The sequence below is a fragment of the Rummeliibacillus pycnus genome (assembly GCF_044359855.1).
In the GTDB taxonomy this organism is placed as follows: Bacteria; Bacillota; Bacilli; order Bacillales_A; family Planococcaceae; genus Rummeliibacillus; species Rummeliibacillus pycnus_A.
Genome location: NZ_CP132291.1, coordinates 3,073,856 through 3,094,723 on the forward strand (window position 1 = coordinate 3,073,856; position 20,868 = coordinate 3,094,723).

Below are 20,868 nucleotides of genomic sequence, written 5' to 3' on the forward strand. Positions count from 1 at the left end.
TGATGCTCATCAAAGAAACGAGGGAAATCATTTTGCATGGTAAAAGCATTTTAGTAACAGGAGCAGCAGGCTATATTGGATCACATACATGTGTGGAGTTGTTAGAGGCTGGATACGAAATCGTAGCACTTGATAATTTGAGTAATAGTAGTGAGACTGCACTTAAACGAGTGGAGGAAATCACAGGAAAAACCTTTTCGTTTGTAAAAGGTGATATCCGCGATCAGGCAATATTAGAACAACTTTTTACTAATTACCAAATAGATGGGGTTATGCATTTTGCTGGATTAAAGGCAGTTGGTGAATCCGTTGAAAATCCCCTTTATTATTATGAAAATAATGTGCAAGGGTCAATCGAGTTACTAAAAGCAATGCAACGTCATAATATCAAGAAAATCGTCTTTAGCTCATCAGCAACTGTTTATGGTATTCCAAAAGTGGTCCCAATCGATGAGACTTTTCCTCTCAATGCCATTAATCCTTATGGCCAAACAAAGCTGATGGTAGAACAAGTGCTGCAAGATATTGGTCATGCTGATCAGGAATGGCGAATCGCATTGCTACGCTACTTCAATCCAATTGGTGCTCATGAAAGTGGCAAAATAGGAGAAAATCCTTCTGGTATTCCAAATAATTTAATGCCTTATATTTCACAAGTAGCTGTAGGAAAACGTGATAAGTTATCTGTCTTTGGAGATGATTACAATACTCCTGATGGAACGGGCGTCCGCGACTATATTCACGTTGTTGACCTTGCAAAAGGGCATTTAAAAGCATTAGAATATCTGTCAGATCATACAGGCGTTGATGCCTTTAATTTAGGAACAGGTAATGGTTATAGTGTACTTGAACTAGTGCATGCTTTTGAAAAAGTATCAGGCAAGAAAGTCCCTTATCAAATAACCAATCGCCGAGCAGGAGACAGTGCCATCTGCTATGCAGACACAACAAAAGCAGAACAAATGCTAGACTGGAAAGCACAATACGGTATTGAACGAATGTGCGAAGACACATGGCGTTGGCAATCTAGCAATCCAAACGGCTTTGAATAAAAAAGAGAACCGCGAAAACAAATCGTTTTCGTGGTTTTTTTATGGGTAGTTTTCCGGCAGTTGCTTGGTATGGGGACGTAAATTGCTGATATAGCAAATACAATTTCAACCGGAGCGAATAGGCGGGTGGAACGAATAAACTCCAAAAAAAACTAAAAAATGCGCAAAATTAATTTTTGAATATCAAATAATGCAATATCAGTACGCAAAACTTAATTTCACTACCAATAAAGCTATTGTTTTCGCGATTTCGCGACTTTGCAACAAAACAACAAAGCCTATATGGTTAAGTCAAGAGGATAAGAGGGAGGCATTATATTGATTATAAAAACATACTCAGCAACACATTATTTAGAGACATTAAAAAGTTTAATTCATCGCCTTTCGCCAGTATATTCAAGAAAGAAAGACTTAGAATATGAATACAATCGTATCAGCGCTGGTGATATAGGCGAAAAATTTGTTATGGAAACGCTTGAACAACTTCAGCTACCATATGATTTTTATATTTTCCATAATCTTTCTTTAATGAAAATATAAGAATGCCTGCCCGTAAAATCGGTTTTTACCGACTCCACGGACAGGCATTCTTCCTACCAAATGAACAAATCAGGCTCAGAAATAGGCCACTCGTTGTTCAACTAATCATGAATCTCGCGATAGAAGTTTTCAATCGCTTTTTGGTTATATGTGTTATAGTCAAATTCTTTAAATGACATATTTTGGTCTAAATATATTTTCTTCATCGCTTCATAGATACTTTCTACAGATGTATCTTCTGTTAATAATCCATAGTCGCCGTTATCTAAAGCGGCACGATTCGCTACAATATTTGTTGCTACAATTTTCATCTTCAATGTTAGTGCTTCAAGTAACACCATTGGTTGTCCTTCATATTTTGATGATAGAACGAAAACATCGCATTGCTTCATAAATGAAAATGGATTATCTAATTGCCCTGTTAAAAATACCGAATCCTTTAATTTTAATTTTTTTACTAATGAATCCAATGGTTTTCTCAACTGGCCATCACCAAGTAGATACAACTTTGTATTTGGGAATTCTCCATGAATTTGCGCAAATGCTTTAATGAGCTTATCCTGAGCTTTCTCAGGTGAAAGACGACCCATTGTAACAAATTTAAAGGAATCATCATCCTTCAATTTAATAATATTGTTGTGAATATCAATCCAGCAATTATAAGGTGTTACGACCTTTTTTTCTACCCAGCCAATTTTTTGAGCCCCATCATAAAGTAATGCGGAATGACCATGTCCTGTACGCATTTCCTTTTTCACTGTTAAAGGTTTTAAACGGAGTTCGTCAGGTAATATGAAATCTGCAACCTCTGATGTAGAAGGCAGTTCTTTATATACCCCAACTGAATCTTCTTCAACAATCGCTGGGTACACAATATCTTTTTCATCGATGAACACAGAATAATCAGCTGGCACTAATCGAACACTACGACTATCGATCCAGCCTTGGACATAAGTACCTTTCTTCATAAAATAATAAACGCGATCTTTAAACACTTGTTTTTTATGAACAAAAATAAGCTCGCCACGTAAATCCTTTTTATGTTTAACGATTTTACTATCCGGACGAGTAGGAGGCTCTGTAAAGACTTTATAGCTATCAAGATCTTCTAAAATATAACCGTATTGTTTTACTTTTTCTTCTAACTTTGCAAGTCGATTCACCTTATCGATCAATTCTTTATGCTTGTTATAGTGGAACTTAACATAGGTATTGGCAATAGAGCGTGAAAGAAGATTACTACTTGCCATTGGTCCAATCTTTTCTAATAAGGTGACCGCATTACTGTTAATCCATCCAATCTCATGATTGTCGATTGAGATCAAGTAGTACGTAGCTTGTGGTGTTTCGGCCATCTTCGTAATGTGAACAATCATATCTTTTAAAAATGTAACGTCAGATTTCTTATGAGCTCCTGGTGCACCAAAAGGTAAATTCCACACATAATATTTTGGTGTTACATTTGTAAGCTTTGCAAAAGTATTCATAACCTGATAAGAAATATTCACATCTTGTTCATTGTCAAATTCTTTTATCAATAATTGAGATTCCTTGCACCATCCAACATAAATATCATTCACCGTAATTTTACAATAGTCTTCGTTGCGCCAATGATATTTTGCGGAAATGTGAATTTCATCAGCTGCTTGAACAACATGTTGAATTGTTGGATTTCCTTGCATTACCTCGTCCAGCGTACGATAAATAGAAACTGATTCAGCCGGGATTTGCCAGTTACCAATTTCATTTATCAAAGCGATATGAGAACCTTCTTTGATTTGATCATAGACTTTTTTGGGTGGATTTAAAATTCGATTAGGATCTATCGTGTTTACACAATATCCAAATTGTTCGTCTGTTGTAAACCTTGTTAATTTTGATTTATTTAAATTCATAGTGGCTTCCGAAACGGCCAATAATTTATCAAATTGATAATAAACTGAGAACATCGTTAGTAAATTTTGATAGTGTGGACGAACGCCATTCACTGTACGATTTCGATCGGCTTTCATATCACTGTGTAAGAAACAAATTTTACGTGTACTATTTGAAGCTAATATAAGCTTTGACCAATAAAAGCTGTAGCCACTAAAGTCAATTGCATAGTCAAAATGTACGCCACCTGTTAGTCTGCGAATTTCACGTTCATACGCCTTATTTGGATAATGCGGTTTTAACTTTGGGGTTAGACCATGTGAGCGAATAAGTCGATCAAGAACAGCTTCTTGGAACGTATAGACTGGTACACCTGGTTTAAAAAGAAAACGTACTTTCGGGTGGATACGATTTTGGTTATGCAGTACTTCCTCTTTGCCTGAAGAAGCTACAAAGGCAGTCACATCGTACCGATCATAATCAATATTATTTGTTAAGTTGATAAAACTATTGGTAATCCCATTATTGATCAAACCGCCAGGATAGATGAAGATCTTTTCTTTTTCATTTGCAAAACGTACTACTTTTACATCATCTAACGCTTCCTTGTTAAAGACCAAGCGATAGAATCGTTCAGCCACTTTGCCATCATCATATGCTACAAAGCGTTTTTTAGCTGCTTGATAGACATCTCTATACTCTTTTTTTACATCTTCAATATGAAGAATAGCATTCGCAACTTCATCAATTTGCTCATATATAGGACCTGGTAGTTCTTTTTCATCTAAGTACATACCGCGATTTTGAGAATACAGATCTTTGTCCCATGCATAGAACAAAATAGGTTTGTCTGTTACTAAATAGTCAAAGAATACACTTGAATAATCCGTGATTAAAACATCCACGACACTGAGTAATTCATTCATATCCATTAGATCTGATATTAGTCGACTTTGAGCTTCCGGATAATTTGTTGCTACATCATAGAGGAATGGGTGTACCTTCATTAGCACATGATATTGAGGACCAATCTGTTCTGCCAAATAATCCATCTCACGAATAATTTGCTTCATATTATCATCTGCATTATTCGTATCTGTCCCTTTCCAAGTAGGGGAGTACAGTACAATCTTCACATCTGAAGAAACGGCAAGTCCTTGTTGGTTTAACTGTTTTACGATATCTTCACGTTTTGAATTTAATGTTAAATCATTACGTGGATACCCCATTTCTAAAATAGAACCTTCATAAATACCATCTAATCGGAAAGCGTCGGCAAAAAGTTTGGTAGAATGTTCATTTGGACTAATAATATAATCCGCATTCAAAAAGTTACGCACGACATTTTGACTTCCAGAAGGATTTCCAGGAATATCATAGCCCATATATTTTAATGGTGTTCCATGCCATGTATTAATGTAAGTTTGTTCAGGTCGAGGAACGAAAAATGATTGGAAAGTAGAGTTATTCAAAATATACTGAGCTTGAGCTAGCCATTTTAAATAGTCTTCACTATTACGTTCAACAAATGTAACGTTTGTCATCTCACGATAAGGAGCAATCACCTTTTCTAACTCTTCAGAAGGTTGAATGGACCATATATGCTGATATTTTTTTTGAGTGTCATGTTCTAAAATATATTTGAATACGGCAAAAGGAGAGTCTGTTACACTTTGTCCGTCCCTTACTTCATATATAATAGAATGATCTATAATTGATAATGTATCATAGAACTTTGCGTATAATTGATTTCTTCGATGAGCTTCCTTATGGTTACGGTCATCTAAGACTTCTTTAAAGTTTCCATACAGTTCTTTTACGATCATCGAAAATCACCTCGTTTATTTTTAAAATAATCCCTATCGTATAGTAGCACTTTTTTGGTGCTAATGAGACCAATTTAATCATTTTTTAATGAAGAAAATGGAGAATATTTATATTTAGACTAAATTAAAAGTCACGAAACCCATAACTTATTGTCCTTCAAAATGACACAAATATACCTATTTAAATGTTGCTGTTACAGCGTCTGATTGCTGGACATGCCTATCTATGTTATGATAATTTGCAGATTAAATTTTTACATAAACATTTTAATACCACATGAAAGAGTGAAAAGATGATGTTAAATAACAAAACATTTAAGAAATATTTTGCTAAGGCTTTCCGCTTTATCGGACGCAAAGCGCCTCGTATTAAAAACCTGGTCATATTCGAAAGCTTTCACGGCAAACGTTACAGTGATAATCCACGAGCAATTTATGAATATATGAAAGAACATAATCCTGAATACAAACTAATTTGGAGTGTTGATAAAGGCAGTATCCCAATGTTCGAAGAAATGGGTGTCCCTTATATGAAACGATTCACTCTTAAATGGTTATTCACTTTCCCGCGTGCACAATATTGGATAAACAACGTACGCTACCCAAAATGGATGACACGACCAAAAGACACAACTTATGTACAAACTTGGCATGGTACGCCACTTAAAAAACTAGGAACAGACATCGAAGAAGTTCACATGCCTGGTACAAAAACAAAGAAATACCGCAAGAATATCATTGCTGAATCAAAAAACTGGAGCTATCTTGTAGCACCAAACCCATATACCGAAGAAATTCTTGGACGTGCCTTCCACTTTAAAGGACCGATGATTCAATCTGGGTACCCACGTAACGATGCACTACAACATGAAGATCCAGCGAAAATTGCGAAAATCCGTAAATCATTGAACATTCCTGATAACAAGAAAATCGTCCTTTACGCACCAACATGGCGTGATGATCAATTCTTCAAAAAAGGGAAATACAAATTCCAATTCCAATTTGATATTCAAAAATTAAAAGAACAATACGGCGACGATTTTGTATTACTTGCACGTATGCACTATCTTGTATCCGAAAACTTTGATTTCAGCCAATACGGCGATTTTATCAAAGACGTTTCAAACTACTATGATATCGCAGACCTATACTTAATCAGTGACCTATTAATTACAGACTACTCATCCGTATTCTTTGACTATGCTATCTTGAATCGCCCAATCATCTTCTACATGTACGACCTAGAAGATTATCGCGATCGCCTTCGCGGCTTTTACATCGACATCGAAGCAGATGCACCAGGGAAAATCGTTCAAAACGAACAAGACCTATTCGAAGAAATCGGCCGTTCCCTTAAAGAAGGACACTACTCACAAGATCAATTCAATCGCTTTAATGAAAAATTCTGCGTATGGGAAGACGGCAAAGCCTCAGAGCGCCTAGTCAAACAAGTATTCGGAAAATAATAGCTAAAATAAATTAAAGCCCTACCGCTACTGGTAGGGCTTTTTGACTTAAAAGCGGGATACGAACAAGGCTAAGTTATTGAAGCGAAGACGTAAAATGTATTCTATTAGATTGCATTTTGAAAATGCGAGTAAATTGATCGAGAACGTGAGTACTATGATAAAGATCAGTTGTAACAAAAAATGCTATGCACAGAATCATTTAGTTACAACTGATGATACAAATAGCTAAGGTGGCCCATATCCATCTATGAGTTTCCGTAATCTTGAAGCACTAAACGTATCTTGCGTAAAAGCGGCTAGGTGCTTTTATTTATAATGAGAAAATAGGATCTTCTATAAACAATTACTCTCGAAAAGTAAGATGTATTAATTTGAACGGAACTTTTCTATAAAATAATTTTTGTAACTACATATTTACAATAACTCTTTCATAAATATGCCAATTGTACGGACGGTATATTTTACATTAATATGTTATACTATGTGAAGTGTTTTTCTATTGATATCAAGTAATGTTATATGTAGAATCTCATACTTTAAACGACTCTGATGAATAGAGAAAACTCAGCTGGATTAACGGAAATCATAACAAGTTCTTACTTATTCTTTATGCTGCTCATGAAGACCATGAATAATAGAAGAAAGTTATGAAAAAGTACCAATTTAGCTATACTTATAAGAAAACAAAACACTACTAGTTTACAACAAATTCAATACATGAAATTGGGGAAAAAATTGAAATGAGAGCACTTATTAAAATTATAAAAGAACAAGTAAATTCTTTTTATTTGATTATGCGCTTAGCAAGTTTCCAATTGCGCATGGACAATCAGAATAACTATTTGGGCTTTGCATGGGAAATTCTCAACCCAGCGATTCAAATGGCGATGTATTGGTTCGTCTTTGGCTTCGCATCGAATCGTGGCTTAATGAAAGGTGATAATGGAGTCGAGGTTCAATATATCTACTGGATGCTAGCTGGAATCTCGTTCTGGTTCTTTATTCAAAAAGCGATTTTAAATGCTTCCAAATCCATTTACCAAAAATATTCAATGGTCGCCAAGATGGACTTCCCACTATCGGTGCTACCTAGTTACGTTATTATGAGCAAATATTACGGACACCTAATATTAGTCGGCGTCATCATGATCGTCTTTTGGATTAATGGATACTATCCAAGTGTATATTACTTACAGCTAATATACTTCTTGGCTATGAGTTATATTCTTGCATTTGCTATCACACTTTTAACATCTACCTTAACTGTTGTGGTTCGAGATATTCAAATGCTAATTCAATCACTACTACAAGCAATGTTCTTCTTATCACCAATTCTTTGGGATCGTTCAGCGAACATGCCTGAGTGGATTCATAACATTTTAATGTTAAACCCATTCTACTATCTAGCAAACGGCTATCGAGCGTCATTGCTATACAATGATTGGTATATCGTGTCACATTGGGAACTAACACTATACAACTGGGGACTCATCTTAGTTTTACTACTAATTGGCTCAACAGCACACTATAAGTTCAGAAACCGCTTCTCTGACTTTATCTAAAAACCGTATGGAGGAGAGTATTCATGGCGGAATCAGTTATTATCAAAAATGTAACAAAAACGTATCGTATGTATAAAACAAAGGGTGAGCAGCTAGGTGATCTTATTTTCCCAGGAAAAAAGGGAAGTAACTTCAATGCTGTCGAAAACATTTCCTTTGCAGTAGAAAAAGGGGATGTCGTTGGGCTTGTTGGTATCAATGGCTCAGGGAAATCAACCCTTTCCAATATAATCGGTGGACTTGTTCCACCAACTTCAGGCGAGGTTATCGTCAATGGGGAAGTCAATGTCATCGCCATTAACGCCGGTTTAAGCAGCCAGCTAACAGGTATTGAAAATATCGAGTTCAAATGTTTACTTATGGGCTATAGTAAAGAGAAAATCGCCAAAGTCTTACCTGAAATCGTAGAATTCTCAGAGCTTGGAGACTTCATCTACCAACCCGTCAAAAAGTATTCAAGCGGTATGAAATCAAAACTAGGTTTTGCCATCAGCGTCACAGCTGACCCTGATATTCTCATCATCGACGAAGCCCTTTCTGTTGGGGATCAAACCTTTGCGGACAAGTCACTTGCGAAGATGAATGAATACAAAAAACGTGGCAAAACGATTTTCTTCGTTAGCCACAACTTAAGTCAAGTAAACAGTTTCTGTACCAAAATCGCTTGGATCGAAGGCGGCCATCTAAGAGAATTCGGCCCGACAAACGTCGTGATGAAAAACTACTCAGCCTTCATCAAAAAATATCATAAACTGCCAGCAGAAGAACAGAAGGCATTCCGAGACAAACTCGCAGATCGACGCAAACATAACAAAAAAGAATTGGATGAATAACAGGGGCTTTTATTTGTTCCTCTCGCTTCATCTCAAATCACGGATTGAACTAATTTCAATCCGTGATTCACTCTTTTTTCTTACATATCGCAAAAGGATGTGACTTTCTAATGAAAAGAACAATATTTATGACAGCATGGGACATGGATGTTGAAAAAGGCGGCGTCAACAAAGTAATGCTTCATCGCTCAGCATTATTCTCAAACAATGACTACCGTTCCGTCCTACTCACAATGGATTTTAAAATGAACTACCCTGAAATCGCATCAGAACTACGTGCAACAGGGCAACTAGGCAGAGATGTTGAAATTATCAACGTCTATGATTACTATCGTGAAAAATTTGCTAAAAAAGATGTATCGAGCTCACAAAAAGAACAGTACGAACAAAACGTAAAGAAATATGAAGGTGACTATTGGGTACAAGATGGTGGCTATTTTGCTCGCTATTTCATAAATGGTACCTATATCAAATATAAACAATGGGACGATGACGGCATCCTAAAATTCATCGATTATTTCGATGAAAACCGTGTCCGTAATCGTCGCGAAGAATTCCACAAGGATGGCTATAAAATTCGCGAAACATTGTACCACCCAGCCAACAATAAAAAGAATCAAGAAAGATATTTTACACCAGATGGTTTCTGTTTCTTAACAATGTGGTTTAACTATCAAACTGGTAAACAACAACGGATCTATTTATTTGACCCAGCACACAAAAAAGTAGAGGACTTTGCGAACCGCATAGAATTCCATACGTACTGGCTCGAAGAACTTTGTCGCACCGAAGTGGTTAAACCAGTTGTGATTGTAGATGGAGCAGCAACAGCAGAACGTGTCATCAATATGAACGAAGACTTAGCATACAAAATCTATATGCTTCACTCAAATCATTTTGAAGAACCTTACACACTGGGTAGCAAATATCGTGAAGCAGTCCAACCGATTTTGGACATTATTCCAAAAGGTTTCCCAGTTGTCGTCCTAACTGAACAGCAACAACTTGACCTACACAAGGAAATCGGCAACCGTGGTAATATTCATGTCATTCCAAACTGCGTTGACTTACCAGTAGCAAAAGTAGAAAAAGATCCACTACTTGTTTCACTTGTAGCACGCTACGCCAAAGATAAACGTATCGACCAAGCTATCGAAGCATTCCTTGAGGTAGCACGTGATGTACCAGGTGCCAAACTGGAAATCTACGGAGCAGGCGAAGAAGAATCCGAACTAAAAAAATTAATCAAAAAATTAAAAGTACAGCATAGCGTCAAACTAAAAGGCTACACAAATCGTACGGACGAAGTGTTTGCCAAATCAACAGTCTCCCTTGTCACATCAAAAGCAGAAGGATTTAGTCTTGTCATGCTTGAATCATTTGCTAACCACACACCTGTGGTCAGCTACGAAATCAACTATGGTCCAGCTCAAATCATCAAAGATGGCGAAACAGGCTATCTGGCACCAGATGGAGACATCGAAGCACTTGCAGATTGCATCAAAAAACTATTGGCAGACCCAGAAGATGCCAAACGCATGGGCATCAACGCCTTCAACCTAATCAAAGAATCCTACACACCAGAAATCTACTATGATAAATGGCGTGACCTAATCGAACAAACCATTGCTGAAGATAAGCAAAAACCATTGTTATAAATAAGTAAAACCAGCCTCAGAATCAATTGAGGCTGGTTTTTGTTTAGAGATAAACCCACAAAACGAACAAATGAAGTCCCCAAGTGGCCGATTCAGAGAAGGTTTAAAATGCTACTATTGTCCGCGACAAAAAATCCAATCACAACCAGAATCCAAGCCGCGTAATTGAGTTGAGTAGTGCAAGTTTGAATGGAGGTTGAGTAGTGCAAAATGGGAGCCGAGTAGTGCAAGTCATCGACTGAGTGGTGCAAGAGCAGTTGAGTGGTGCAAGTCAGACTCCGAGTGATGCAAAAGAGAAGCCGAGTAGTGCAAGTCATCGACTGAGTAGTGCAAGAGCAGTCGAGTAGCGCAAGTCAGTCTTTGAGTAGCGCAAGTCATCACGCGCGTCCGAAGCCAATCCAGCACTGAATTCAGCCGATCACCCCCCCTCCCCCCGACAACTTCCGATATAAAATGCCATCCCATGTTTAAATCACTCCCAATTTAGGTTACAATAACCATATATAACAATCCCTCGAAAGGAGAGCACAATGAATAGGACTATTAAAACAATTGGCATGATTCTAACAATCCTACTATCCACGGTCTTTATCGCACACGGACAAGCCTCTGCAGAAGAATCGGAATCTTTCGTAAAAAAAGAGGTCAACGAGATTGCCCACATCAAATCTAAAACCGACAAAATCTACAAAAGCCCTGACAACAAAGATGACTTCCAATTAGCCGAAACCACCTACACCAGCAGAGCTTATTACGTCAAAAGCAAAACGACAATTAACAAAAAAACGTATTATCAACTATTCCAAGGTTCCAAAGAAATCGGCTGGGTAGCATCAGGTGACTTAAAACGTAATACACGTACACTGCTAAATACTACAAAATCCACTGTATACATAGCAGGTTCAGGACAATCCTACAACATGCCTTGGGGTGGTACGAAAAACAAAGTCTTCACATTAAGTGATTATCGTGCGAAAGCATTTAAAATCACTCGTACCGAAACAATTGGCACAGCAACATGGCACCAAGGTACATTAAACGGTAAATCAGTATGGATCTCAGCAACAGATGTAGAAACAAATCCATACATCGCACTAAACTTAAGAAAACCATCCGACATCACGGCAAATGAAATGCGTGCTTTCTTATTAAGTAAAGGGAAATTACCAAACAATATCCTTTATCAACTAGCACCAACATTTGTCACATTACAAAAAGAAGCAGGCATAAACGCACAATTTATGTTCGCACATTCCATTTTAGAAACAGGGTGGGGCAGTTCCACCATCTCACAATACAAAAACAATTATTTTGGCTATCAAGCATATGATACTTGCGCACTTACATGTGCAAAATACTTCCCAACAGGTAAAGACGGTTTAACTGCATATGCCTACAAAATTTATCGTGATTACTTAACAACAACAGGTCCATATTACAATGGTCCGACATTGCTTGGCATGAATGTCAAATACGCAACAGACAAAGGTTGGAGTGAGAAAATCGCTAATTTGATGGCGCAAATGAAACCTTATAGCAGCTCTTATTATAGTGACAAAGAAGCAAGTACAAAGGTATTCCAAGCACCACAAGAATACGATAACGTCATTCCAGATACAAAAACTCAACCAGAGCAATATCGTGCCATGCCATCAAGCATCACAGCAAAAGTCGATGTATCAGCAGGAGCAATTGTCTATAGCCTGCCATATATCTACTCAGCTCGATATGGTGTATATCAAAAAGGCAAGTCGCTCACATTAAAGGCATACCATACAGATGTCCGTGACTTCAAAAATGAAAGCGGAAAATCAGTACGCTGGTACCGCATCCAATATAACGGCAAACAAGCATGGGTTCGTAGCGACCAAATCGCAGTTTCAAACTTAGGCTTTACAAGCGACACTGCAAACCTAAGAGACGGCGCGGATACAAAATATACAAAAGTAGCATCAGTCAACAAAAACATGCCAATCAAATTCGTCAAAAAAGACAACAAATATGTTACAAAAAAAGATAAGAATAAAACCACTTGGTATCAAATCTACAAACCAGGCACTACCAAAAAAGTATGGATCAGTGGTTCACTAATTCAAATGTATAACTAACAATAATGGGATCACCTTTAATATACTGGTGATCCCATGTTATTTTTTTCTAAAGAATTTATCCAAATGCTTATTTATATATATTTATTAGAGAAGACCATTTTCAACAGTTATAAAACTATTGAAAATGACCTTCTCTTTCATATTTGAGGGAAATATTATTCGATTATCAATTGGGCATATAATGTTTTGAAAAAGTAAGTTCAATCAATATCTAGTATATTTTATATCCCTAAATATCCTCGGCAGCTAACTCGTCAATACCATCCCGATTAGAATTCTCTCATTTTAAGCTTTCGCTACTATTAATGAAACCCCATTTTCTGTGAATCTTTTTTCAGTAGCTTCTGATAATTTGTCATCTGTTACAATAGCTGTCACATCGTTTAATGAACAAATTTGCACCATTACATCTTTATTGAATTTCGTATGATCGCATGCTAAATATGTTTCTTTTGAGATCTCTATGATTTTCCTTCTTGTAACGGCTTCTTCAAAACTACCATTTTTATTCCCAAATGTTGAATTTGACTTCCACGATTTCTATGAAAATATGAAAAAAGCAGGATTCGTACTATACCCAGGCAAATTAACAGATGTTGATACTTTCCGCATCGGGAATATCGGTGATGTTTCGACAGAAGACTTAAGTGTATTATGTGATGCAATCGATCAATATATGGGAGTGAATGTATAATGGCGAAAATTGAAGCGGTAATTTTAGATTGGGCAGGAACAACAGTAGATTTTGGCTGCTTTGCTCCAGTCAATGTGTTTGTGAACATTTTCAAAACGGCTGGTATTGATGTAACTATTGAAGAAGCACGAAAACCGATGGGCATGCTGAAAATTGATCATATCCGTACAATGCTAGAAATGCCTAGAATCCAAGAGGAATGGCAAAAACAATACAATCGCCCTTCAAACGAAGAGGATGTAAATACACTTTACGCTCAATTTGAAGAAGAACTAATGGCTACATTAGCAACTTATACAGATCCTATTTCAACAGTGATTGAGACAGTCGCTCATTTAAAAGAGAGAGGCATTAAAATTGGCTCAACAACTGGTTACACTGCTTCTATGATGGAAGTTGTCACAAAAAACGCTAAGCTAAAAGGTTATACACCAGATTATTTAGTTACACCTGATGATACAAACAGCTATGGTCGTCCATATCCGTTTATGATCTTCCGTAATCTTGAAGCACTAAAAGTATCTTCTGTAAAAGCTGCTATTAAAGTAGGGGATACAGTATCAGATATGAAAGAGGCAGTAAATGCAGGGATTCCAGCAGTAGGTGTGATTATTGGAAGTTCTGAAATGGGGCTAACCCAAGAAGAATTTCAATCATTAAGTAACGAACAAAAGAACGAAATCATCGAAAAGGTACGTGCAACCTTCTTAGAAAACGGGGCAAGTTATACTATTGATAAGATGGCTGATTTGCTTCCTTTAATTGATCAAATAGAAGAAAAACAAATGCAAGTTAATATTCAATAAGTACAAACATATTTGTAACGAAAAGTGCCCTTAGAGTAGACAAGTGAAACGTCTACTTTAAAGGGTGCTTTTATTTATATTGGGTTTATTCTTTGGGTAGAGGAACTAGTTTGAAATGCTATGTTTCTATATAGGTAAAGTTTTCAATAGAAAAGAACTAACGATTGAAAGCTATAAAAAACTGATCGTGGATTAGCCCAGAAAATTCATGGGTTTTGTCCAGATGAAGAGTCCTAAACCACAATAGTTTAGGACTCTCTTTTTTGAAAGGATTAATTTCACAAATAATCTGTTGAACTATTAGGAATGCTACCATTCAGTATTTCTATTTTGGGTTTACCTAGTGCGTAACCTTGGCCATAATGAATTCCAACAGATTGAAGGTATTTTATTTCTTCTATATGTTCTACGCCTTCAGCAATAATTTTTGTATTAGATTGTTCTGCATAATCATATATCATCGAAGCTAGTTTTTGACTGGCCTCATTTTGATGAATATTTTGAATAAGTGAGCGATCTAATTTGATAAATTCTGGTTTTAGATAGATTAACGTCTTTAAACTATTGTAGCCAGAGCCCACATCATCAATGGCAATGCGATAACCCTGTGAACGATAATTGGAGAGAACTCGCTCAAATTCTTGGAAATCTGTGACAGCACTACGCTCCGTTAGTTCAAAAACGACTTGATTTGGTTGCAGTCCAACATTTTCTAAAAGTTTTAATGTTTCGCCATTGTGATAGTTTTTATCCAGTAGAATTGATGGATGGACATTTAAAAATAATGTGTAATGCTTTGCAATGGAGTTTTCCGGAAGTCTAGTCATATATCTTTGTAAAGAAAGATTCCTACAAAACTTTTCAAATGCAAAAACCATATCCGTTTGCCCAACAAATTCATAAAACACATCGGCATTTGAAAATAATTTTGAGTTAGATGGTCTATTTAACGCCTCAAAGGCAAATGTTTCATCTGTATGCAAATTAACAATGGGCTGGAAAAATGTGTTGAGCTTTTCGTTTTTTAATATTTTTTTTAGTTCATTGTATCTTTTGAAATTCAAGAGATCCTCATGACGCCGGCTATATAAGTATTTTAAATATGAGAATGAGTTAACAGGTGAATCCCCGGAATATATTGAAAAATTCATACGATCTCCTTATGTATAAAGATGTTTTTCCTTATTTTAATGTTTTATTGTTAAAGCAATGTTAATTTTTTTTAAAGACTTGTAAATGACAGGCAACTGTTATGAATGTGAAGCATCGTGGAAAAATGAGGAACTTTACTTAAATGAGTTCCAAGACTTAAGTACTTTTCTTCAAGATAAAGGACTTGTTTAAAAGGATGCTCAATTTATTGATCTTGGGGTATGATTGAAAAAAATAGTGATTGAAAACCTTGATTGGCTGTATGCCATCAGGGTTTCTTTTTTTGTAGCTACCTAGTCCCGAAAAATAGTTCTTTGTTACCTCGATGACTTTTAAAATTTTCTATACTTTCATTTAAATAGAACGATGACAAGAATAGATGGCTAGTAATGTATCAGAGAATAAGAGAAATATATGGATATCGATGATAGTATTTACTTTAACTGTAACTACTTTTCTTTGGCCCCAAGAGTTTGATCCACCAGTTTATAAATAATTATTCGATAAAATCATATGATAATTATCAAAAAAATATCCTTTTAAAAGAACGGAACTGTTGATAATGGTACAAAGAATAGTAATTATAAGTGACAAACTATTTTAAGTTAAAATAACAAAAGGTCTGGGGAATAAAGTGATTCTCCAGACCTTTTATTTATATATTTTCATAAAAACGCTAGTCAGATAAGGACTGCAGCTGAACGAACACACGAATAGAGCATTAGTAAGAGTAAACAGGGGAGACAAACTTATGACCATCTTAGCCAAACTGTTGATCTAGTTACAGCGAAGTTCTACCGAGCGACCATTTTGTTGCAACACTTCTACGTGTTTTTCACCCCAGCTACATAAAAGGTCCAACAAATCACCTAAGCTATTGCCATAGTCACTTAAACAGTACTCTACTTTTGGGGGAACTTGATTATACACTTTACGTAGAATAATGCCATCAACTTCTAGTTCTCTCAACTGCTGTGTAAGCATTTTTTGTGTAATGTCAGGAATTGCTCGTTTTAATTCGCTCGTTCGCATTTTTTGGTGACGTAGATTACATAAAATGATAGGCTTCCATTTACCACCGATAACATCCATTGTAGCTTCAACGCCAATATTATAAATACGTGTATCGGGAGGGGTATTACTTTGCATGAATTAAAACTCCTTCAGTTTGAAAATTTTCTTCCACTTTAGCATATTTTCTTAAGTTTGTCTGTTGAACAGTACTTTTTTCAAAAAAAGATATGGCGTACATCCCTTGATAGCCACAATTATTACTTTTTGGTGCCTATAGCACTTTAAAGTACTTACTTGTTTAAAAGGACTATGAGCGTATACTTAAAAACATCAAACGAGAAGGAGACAACACAATGCAAAATATTATGTTAAACAATTCATATAAAGTACCACAAATGGGACTAGGAGTATTTTTAGTAGAGGATGAAAAGATTCTGACTGATGCTGTCAATTGGGCATATGAAGCAGGCTATCGTCATTTCGATACAGCTCAAATTTATAACAATGAGGCAATTTTAGGTAAAGCCCTAGCACAAAGAGAGCGTTCAAGCTATTTCTTAACAACAAAAGTATGGAATAGTAACACAACTTATGAGGAAACGTTAAATAGTTTTGAGGAATCGCTACAAAAATTACAAACGGATTTTGTGGATTTATTGCTTATTCACTGGCCAAGCGAAGGATATGTTGAAAAATGGCGTGCATTAGAAACGTTATACCAACAAGGAAAAGCAAAAGCCATTGGCGTATCAAACTTTGAAATCCATCAATTACAAGCATTAATGGAAACAGCTACAATTAAACCGATGATTAATCAAATTGAAACACATCCATACTTCCAACAAAACGAGTTACGTGAGTTCATGGAGAAAGAAGGAATTTTCCATCAATCATGGGCACCACTAGGACAGGGATTAAAGGATTTATTTGAAGAGCCTGTTCTACAAGCTTTAGCCAACAAATATCAAAAATCTGTTCCACAAATCATTTTACGTTGGCATCTTGACCGAAACTCTATTGTTATTCCGAAATCTGTTCATAAAGAACGTTTAGAAGAAAACATTAATGTTTTTGATTTTACTTTAACCGAGAAGGAATTAGAAGAGATTGCTTCACTTGATCGTGGATTACGAGTAGGACCAAATCCAGCAGATGAAGCATGGTTAAAGGAGACTACAGGAAAGTAAGGGAGCAACCATGAAACAAAACAATGTCTCACCGTCGTTGACGCTATTGGCTTTAGCCATCAGTGCATTTGCTATCGGTTCGACAGAATTTATTAGCGTTGGGCTTTTACCGATGATTGTTGAAACGTTTAATGTCAGCTTAGCTCAAGCTGGCTTAACCGTTTCTTTATATGCACTAGGCGTAACTGTGGGAGCACCACTATTAACCATTTTAACAGGTCAAATCAATCGTAAAAAACTGATGATTGGTATCATGATCACCTTTATGATAGGTAATATTTTGGCAGCAGTAGCAATCAATTTTCCGATGCTATTAGCTGGACGGATTATTTCTGCATTAGCACATGGTATATTTATGTCCGTATCTACCGTTATAGCAGCTGAAGTGGTTGCTCCCTCAAAACGAGCGAGTGCTATCGCCATCATGTTTACAGGGTTAACTGTAGCAACTGTAACAGGTGTACCACTTGGAACCTTTATCGGTCAACATATGGGCTGGCATTTTTCATTTTGGTTCATTACCATAGTGGGTGGTATCGGCTTAATTGCCGATGCTTGGCTAATTCCTAAAGAACTACCTATTCCAGGTCGCATAACTAGTAAAGGCATTTTACGAATTTTCCGCAGTAAAGAGCTAATGTTTGCGCTATTAGCTACCGCCTTCGGTTATGGAGGGACCTTTGCTGCATATACCTACCTTAGTCCACTATTAGAGAAATATGTTGGCTATTCAGCTAGTGGCGTGGTAATACTACTAATTGTCTATGGCATCATGGTAGCGATCGGGAACACTGTCGGTGGTAAACTAGCCAATCGAAATCCTCTTTCAGCGCTACTCAAAATGTTCATTGGACTGTTAGTTGCATTGATCTTTTTATTCTTTACGGTTCAAAATCTTTATCTGGGCACACTTGCAGTACTCATTATGGGCATCTTTGCATTTATGAATGTTCCCGGTCTTCAATTATATATCGTTCAGCTGGCTGAAGAAAAAACACCATCCGATGTTCTATTAGCGTCAGCTTTAAATATTTCAGCATTTAATATCGGCATCACACTCGGTGCTTCAGTAGGTGGACAAATCACTAGTAGCGTAGGACTACTTTATACTCCACTCGGTGGTGTAGGCATGGTATTCCTAGCGATCTTGTTGATTATACAATTACAGCGTTGGAATAAAACGAATGCCAATCTATAAGCAAATGTAGCAGGCAAGTATGCTCAAATCATAAGTAAACAGATAGACTAACAATGGTAGTACAAATCAAAATCACGGTTTGTGCTACTATTTTTTTGTGAATAAGAAATGATTTTTAGTGAAATGTGTGAATCCCACGTATCTAAGGGGACGTAAATTGCTGTAAGAGCGAATAAAATTCCGAAAGTAGCAAATTAACTTGCTGAATTAGAGAATAAAGCAGCTCAACTAGCGAATAAACCAACCAGAGGAGCGAATAAACCAGCCGAACAAGCGAATAAACCGCTCCGAATACCAAATTACTCACCCCATTTTATCCGCGGCAAGTAACTGTAGTGAATATATGAATCAAATCCGCGCCCAATCAGAGCAATCTAAAAGGAAAGGAATTAGTAGGACGTAAATTGCTGTAAGAGCGAATAAAATTCCAAAAGTAGCGAATTAACTTGCTGAATTAGCGAATAAAGCAACCAGAGGAGCGAATAACCCCACCAATCTAGCGACACCCCAATCCCACACCCCTCACTTCCAAATATCTCGATTTCAAAGAGTTATCTGTTGACGACCCAACCTTCTCACACTACAATGGGTAATGTAATAATGTGAGGTGGCCAATCATGAGAATACGCAAATTTAAAATGCATGAAAGTGGATTGAACCGCTTTTTTGGACCGCTTGAAGCTAAAATTATGGACATTTTATGGAACAGTGATGAAATGACCATTAAAGAAGTCCAACACCATCTAGAAAAAGAAAAAGCGACTAACTTTAACACGGTTATGACTGTCATGAATCGGTTAGTTGAAAAGGGAATTCTACAAAAGAGGGCAGAAGGAAGATCCTCTATGTACAAGCCCATTCAATCGAGAAATGAGTTTGTGGATACGCAGTCCAAAGAGATGACAAATGAACTGATGGATGAATTCGGCAATGTGGTTGTAAGTCATATGCTTGATGCACTTGAAGACGTAGATGATGAGTTAGTCAAAAAGCTTGAGATGAAGATTAAAGAACTGAAAAAGGATCGATAGCATATGGAAAAACGCCAATCAACGACTATGTTAATCGTGTCACTTTTCATTTCTGGAACTATTTTTGTCCAAATGGCTTTATATGCTATTGCATTTTTTGCCGGTTGGGACATGAAATTTAACCTCGTCGATGTATGTCATAGTGCCTTGAAAGCAATCGGCATGTCTTCACTTGAATATGCCCTCGACGCACTTGTAATCTATACATTACTATTCTCGTTATGGAAATTGGGATCGCAATTGATTCACACGATGAATATGACAAGAAAATTTCAACAATATAGAGAGAACAAGCTAACAATCGAATTGAATAAGCAATACAGCACCAAGAAGGAATCCATTTTAGTTATTTCCTATCCTGTGCCACTTGCGATTACAATGGGATTTATTTCTCCTAAAATCATGGTTTCAACAGGACTGATGAATCTGTTAAATGACGAAGAATTAGATGCAGTTATTTATCATGAAATGTATCACCAAAAAAACTATGACCCGCTTAAACTATTTTTGCTATCACTTTGTGCCTCATCCATGTCGTATATTCCGATATTAAAATGGTTCAATCAAAAATATAGAATCGTACAGGAAGTATTGGCGGATAACTTAGCGATAGAAAAACAAGCAACATCTATGCACATAGGTAGTGCATTATTGAAAATGTTAAAAGCAGGAAAGTTAGATTCAATGCCGTTTGTTTATGCGTCTTTTGCAGATACATCTGTAAATTACAGAATTGAATATATGTTAAATCCTTTAAAAGATAGTCAAATAAAGATTCCAGTGAATATAGCGTTCAAATCATTTATGATTTTTAGCTTAATCTGTATCTTTTTTATTTACGCGCTTGCGTAAATTTTTTA

Annotated in this window: 15 protein-coding genes and 2 pseudogenes; 13 read left to right on the forward strand and 4 right to left on the reverse strand. The window is 36.5% G+C overall.

The window, feature by feature from the left end:
- Window positions 1-32 precede the first annotated feature (32 nt).
- Together galE and Q8X41_RS15120 are read left to right on the forward strand one after the other, a co-directional pair.
- Window positions 33-1,052 carry a UDP-glucose 4-epimerase GalE gene (galE, locus tag Q8X41_RS15115; protein WP_397537091.1) on the forward strand — a complete coding sequence of 340 codons (1,020 nt, stop codon included), beginning with the start codon at window positions 33-35 and terminating at the stop codon, window positions 1,050-1,052.
- A gap of 318 nt (window positions 1,053-1,370) precedes the next feature.
- On the forward strand, window positions 1,371-1,592 hold the full coding sequence (locus Q8X41_RS15120) for a hypothetical protein (protein WP_397537092.1): 222 nt from the start codon (window positions 1,371-1,373) through the stop codon (window positions 1,590-1,592).
- 101 nt (window positions 1,593-1,693) lie between these two features.
- Here Q8X41_RS15120 and Q8X41_RS15125 read toward each other — a convergent pair whose 3' ends face one another.
- Window positions 1,694-5,293, reverse strand: a complete 3,600-nt coding sequence (locus tag Q8X41_RS15125) for a CDP-glycerol glycerophosphotransferase family protein (protein WP_397537093.1) — start codon at window positions 5,291-5,293, stop codon at window positions 1,694-1,696.
- 296 nt (window positions 5,294-5,589) lie between these two features.
- Here Q8X41_RS15125 and Q8X41_RS15130 point away from each other — a divergent pair, with 296 nt between their 5' ends.
- The 5 genes from Q8X41_RS15130 to Q8X41_RS15150 all read left to right on the forward strand — a co-directional run bounded on the left by Q8X41_RS15130 (window position 5,590) and on the right by Q8X41_RS15150 (window position 12,923).
- A complete protein-coding gene (locus Q8X41_RS15130) occupies window positions 5,590-6,759 on the forward strand; it encodes a CDP-glycerol glycerophosphotransferase family protein (protein WP_397540281.1) in 1,170 nt (389 codons plus the stop codon).
- A 743-nt stretch (window positions 6,760-7,502) separates the two neighbouring features.
- Window positions 7,503-8,324 (forward strand): ABC transporter permease, encoded by an 822-nt coding sequence (locus Q8X41_RS15135; RefSeq protein ID WP_397537094.1) that lies wholly within the window; start codon window positions 7,503-7,505, stop codon window positions 8,322-8,324.
- 23 nt (window positions 8,325-8,347) lie between these two features.
- Window positions 8,348-9,157 (forward strand): teichoic acids export ABC transporter ATP-binding subunit TagH, encoded by an 810-nt coding sequence (gene tagH, locus Q8X41_RS15140; RefSeq protein WP_397537095.1) that lies wholly within the window; start codon window positions 8,348-8,350, stop codon window positions 9,155-9,157.
- Between the two features lie 110 nt (window positions 9,158-9,267).
- Window positions 9,268-10,815: a glycosyltransferase gene (locus tag Q8X41_RS15145; RefSeq protein WP_397537096.1), complete on the forward strand. Its 1,548-nt coding sequence runs from the start codon at window positions 9,268-9,270 to the stop codon at window positions 10,813-10,815.
- A 530-nt stretch (window positions 10,816-11,345) separates the two neighbouring features.
- A complete protein-coding gene (locus Q8X41_RS15150) occupies window positions 11,346-12,923 on the forward strand; it encodes a glucosaminidase domain-containing protein (RefSeq protein ID WP_397537097.1) in 1,578 nt (525 codons plus the stop codon).
- 420 nt (window positions 12,924-13,343) lie between these two features.
- On the opposite strand, the pseudogene Q8X41_RS15155 reads toward Q8X41_RS15150, so the two are convergent.
- A pseudogene (locus Q8X41_RS15155) lies at window positions 13,344-13,394 on the reverse strand (hypothetical protein); the annotation flags it as partial.
- Between the two features lie 34 nt (window positions 13,395-13,428).
- Here Q8X41_RS15155 and Q8X41_RS15160 point away from each other — a divergent pair.
- Both Q8X41_RS15160 and phnX read left to right on the forward strand, forming a co-directional pair.
- Window positions 13,429-13,620: pseudogene (locus tag Q8X41_RS15160) on the forward strand (2-aminoethylphosphonate--pyruvate transaminase); the annotation flags it as partial.
- A complete protein-coding gene (phnX, locus tag Q8X41_RS15165; protein WP_397537098.1) occupies window positions 13,620-14,426 on the forward strand; it encodes a phosphonoacetaldehyde hydrolase in 807 nt (268 codons plus the stop codon). The pseudogene Q8X41_RS15160 and the gene phnX, both read left to right, overlap by 1 nt.
- A gap of 278 nt (window positions 14,427-14,704) precedes the next feature.
- On the opposite strand, the gene Q8X41_RS15170 is transcribed toward phnX, so the two are convergent.
- Window positions 14,705-15,490 (reverse strand): EAL domain-containing protein, encoded by a 786-nt coding sequence (locus Q8X41_RS15170; RefSeq protein WP_397537099.1) that lies wholly within the window; start codon window positions 15,488-15,490, stop codon window positions 14,705-14,707.
- A gap of 865 nt (window positions 15,491-16,355) precedes the next feature.
- The gene (locus tag Q8X41_RS15175) at window positions 16,356-16,727 is read right to left on the reverse strand and encodes a winged helix-turn-helix transcriptional regulator (protein ID WP_397537100.1); all 372 of its coding nucleotides are present in this window, start codon (window positions 16,725-16,727) and stop codon (window positions 16,356-16,358) included.
- Between the two features lie 218 nt (window positions 16,728-16,945).
- Here Q8X41_RS15175 and Q8X41_RS15180 point away from each other — a divergent pair, with 218 nt between their 5' ends.
- The 4 genes from Q8X41_RS15180 to Q8X41_RS15195 all read left to right on the forward strand — a co-directional run bounded on the left by Q8X41_RS15180 (window position 16,946) and on the right by Q8X41_RS15195 (window position 20,860).
- A complete protein-coding gene (locus Q8X41_RS15180) occupies window positions 16,946-17,779 on the forward strand; it encodes an aldo/keto reductase (protein ID WP_397537101.1) in 834 nt (277 codons plus the stop codon).
- Window positions 17,780-17,789: 10 nt separating this feature from the next.
- The gene (locus tag Q8X41_RS15185; protein ID WP_397537102.1) at window positions 17,790-18,977 is read left to right on the forward strand and encodes an MFS transporter; all 1,188 of its coding nucleotides are present in this window, start codon (window positions 17,790-17,792) and stop codon (window positions 18,975-18,977) included.
- A gap of 617 nt (window positions 18,978-19,594) precedes the next feature.
- Window positions 19,595-20,008: a BlaI/MecI/CopY family transcriptional regulator gene (locus Q8X41_RS15190; RefSeq protein ID WP_397537103.1), complete on the forward strand. Its 414-nt coding sequence runs from the start codon at window positions 19,595-19,597 to the stop codon at window positions 20,006-20,008.
- Between the two features lie 3 nt (window positions 20,009-20,011).
- Complete coding sequence (locus Q8X41_RS15195; protein WP_397537104.1) at window positions 20,012-20,860, forward strand: M56 family metallopeptidase; 849 nt, start codon at window positions 20,012-20,014, stop codon at window positions 20,858-20,860.
- The last annotated feature ends 8 nt before the right edge of the window (window positions 20,861-20,868 follow it).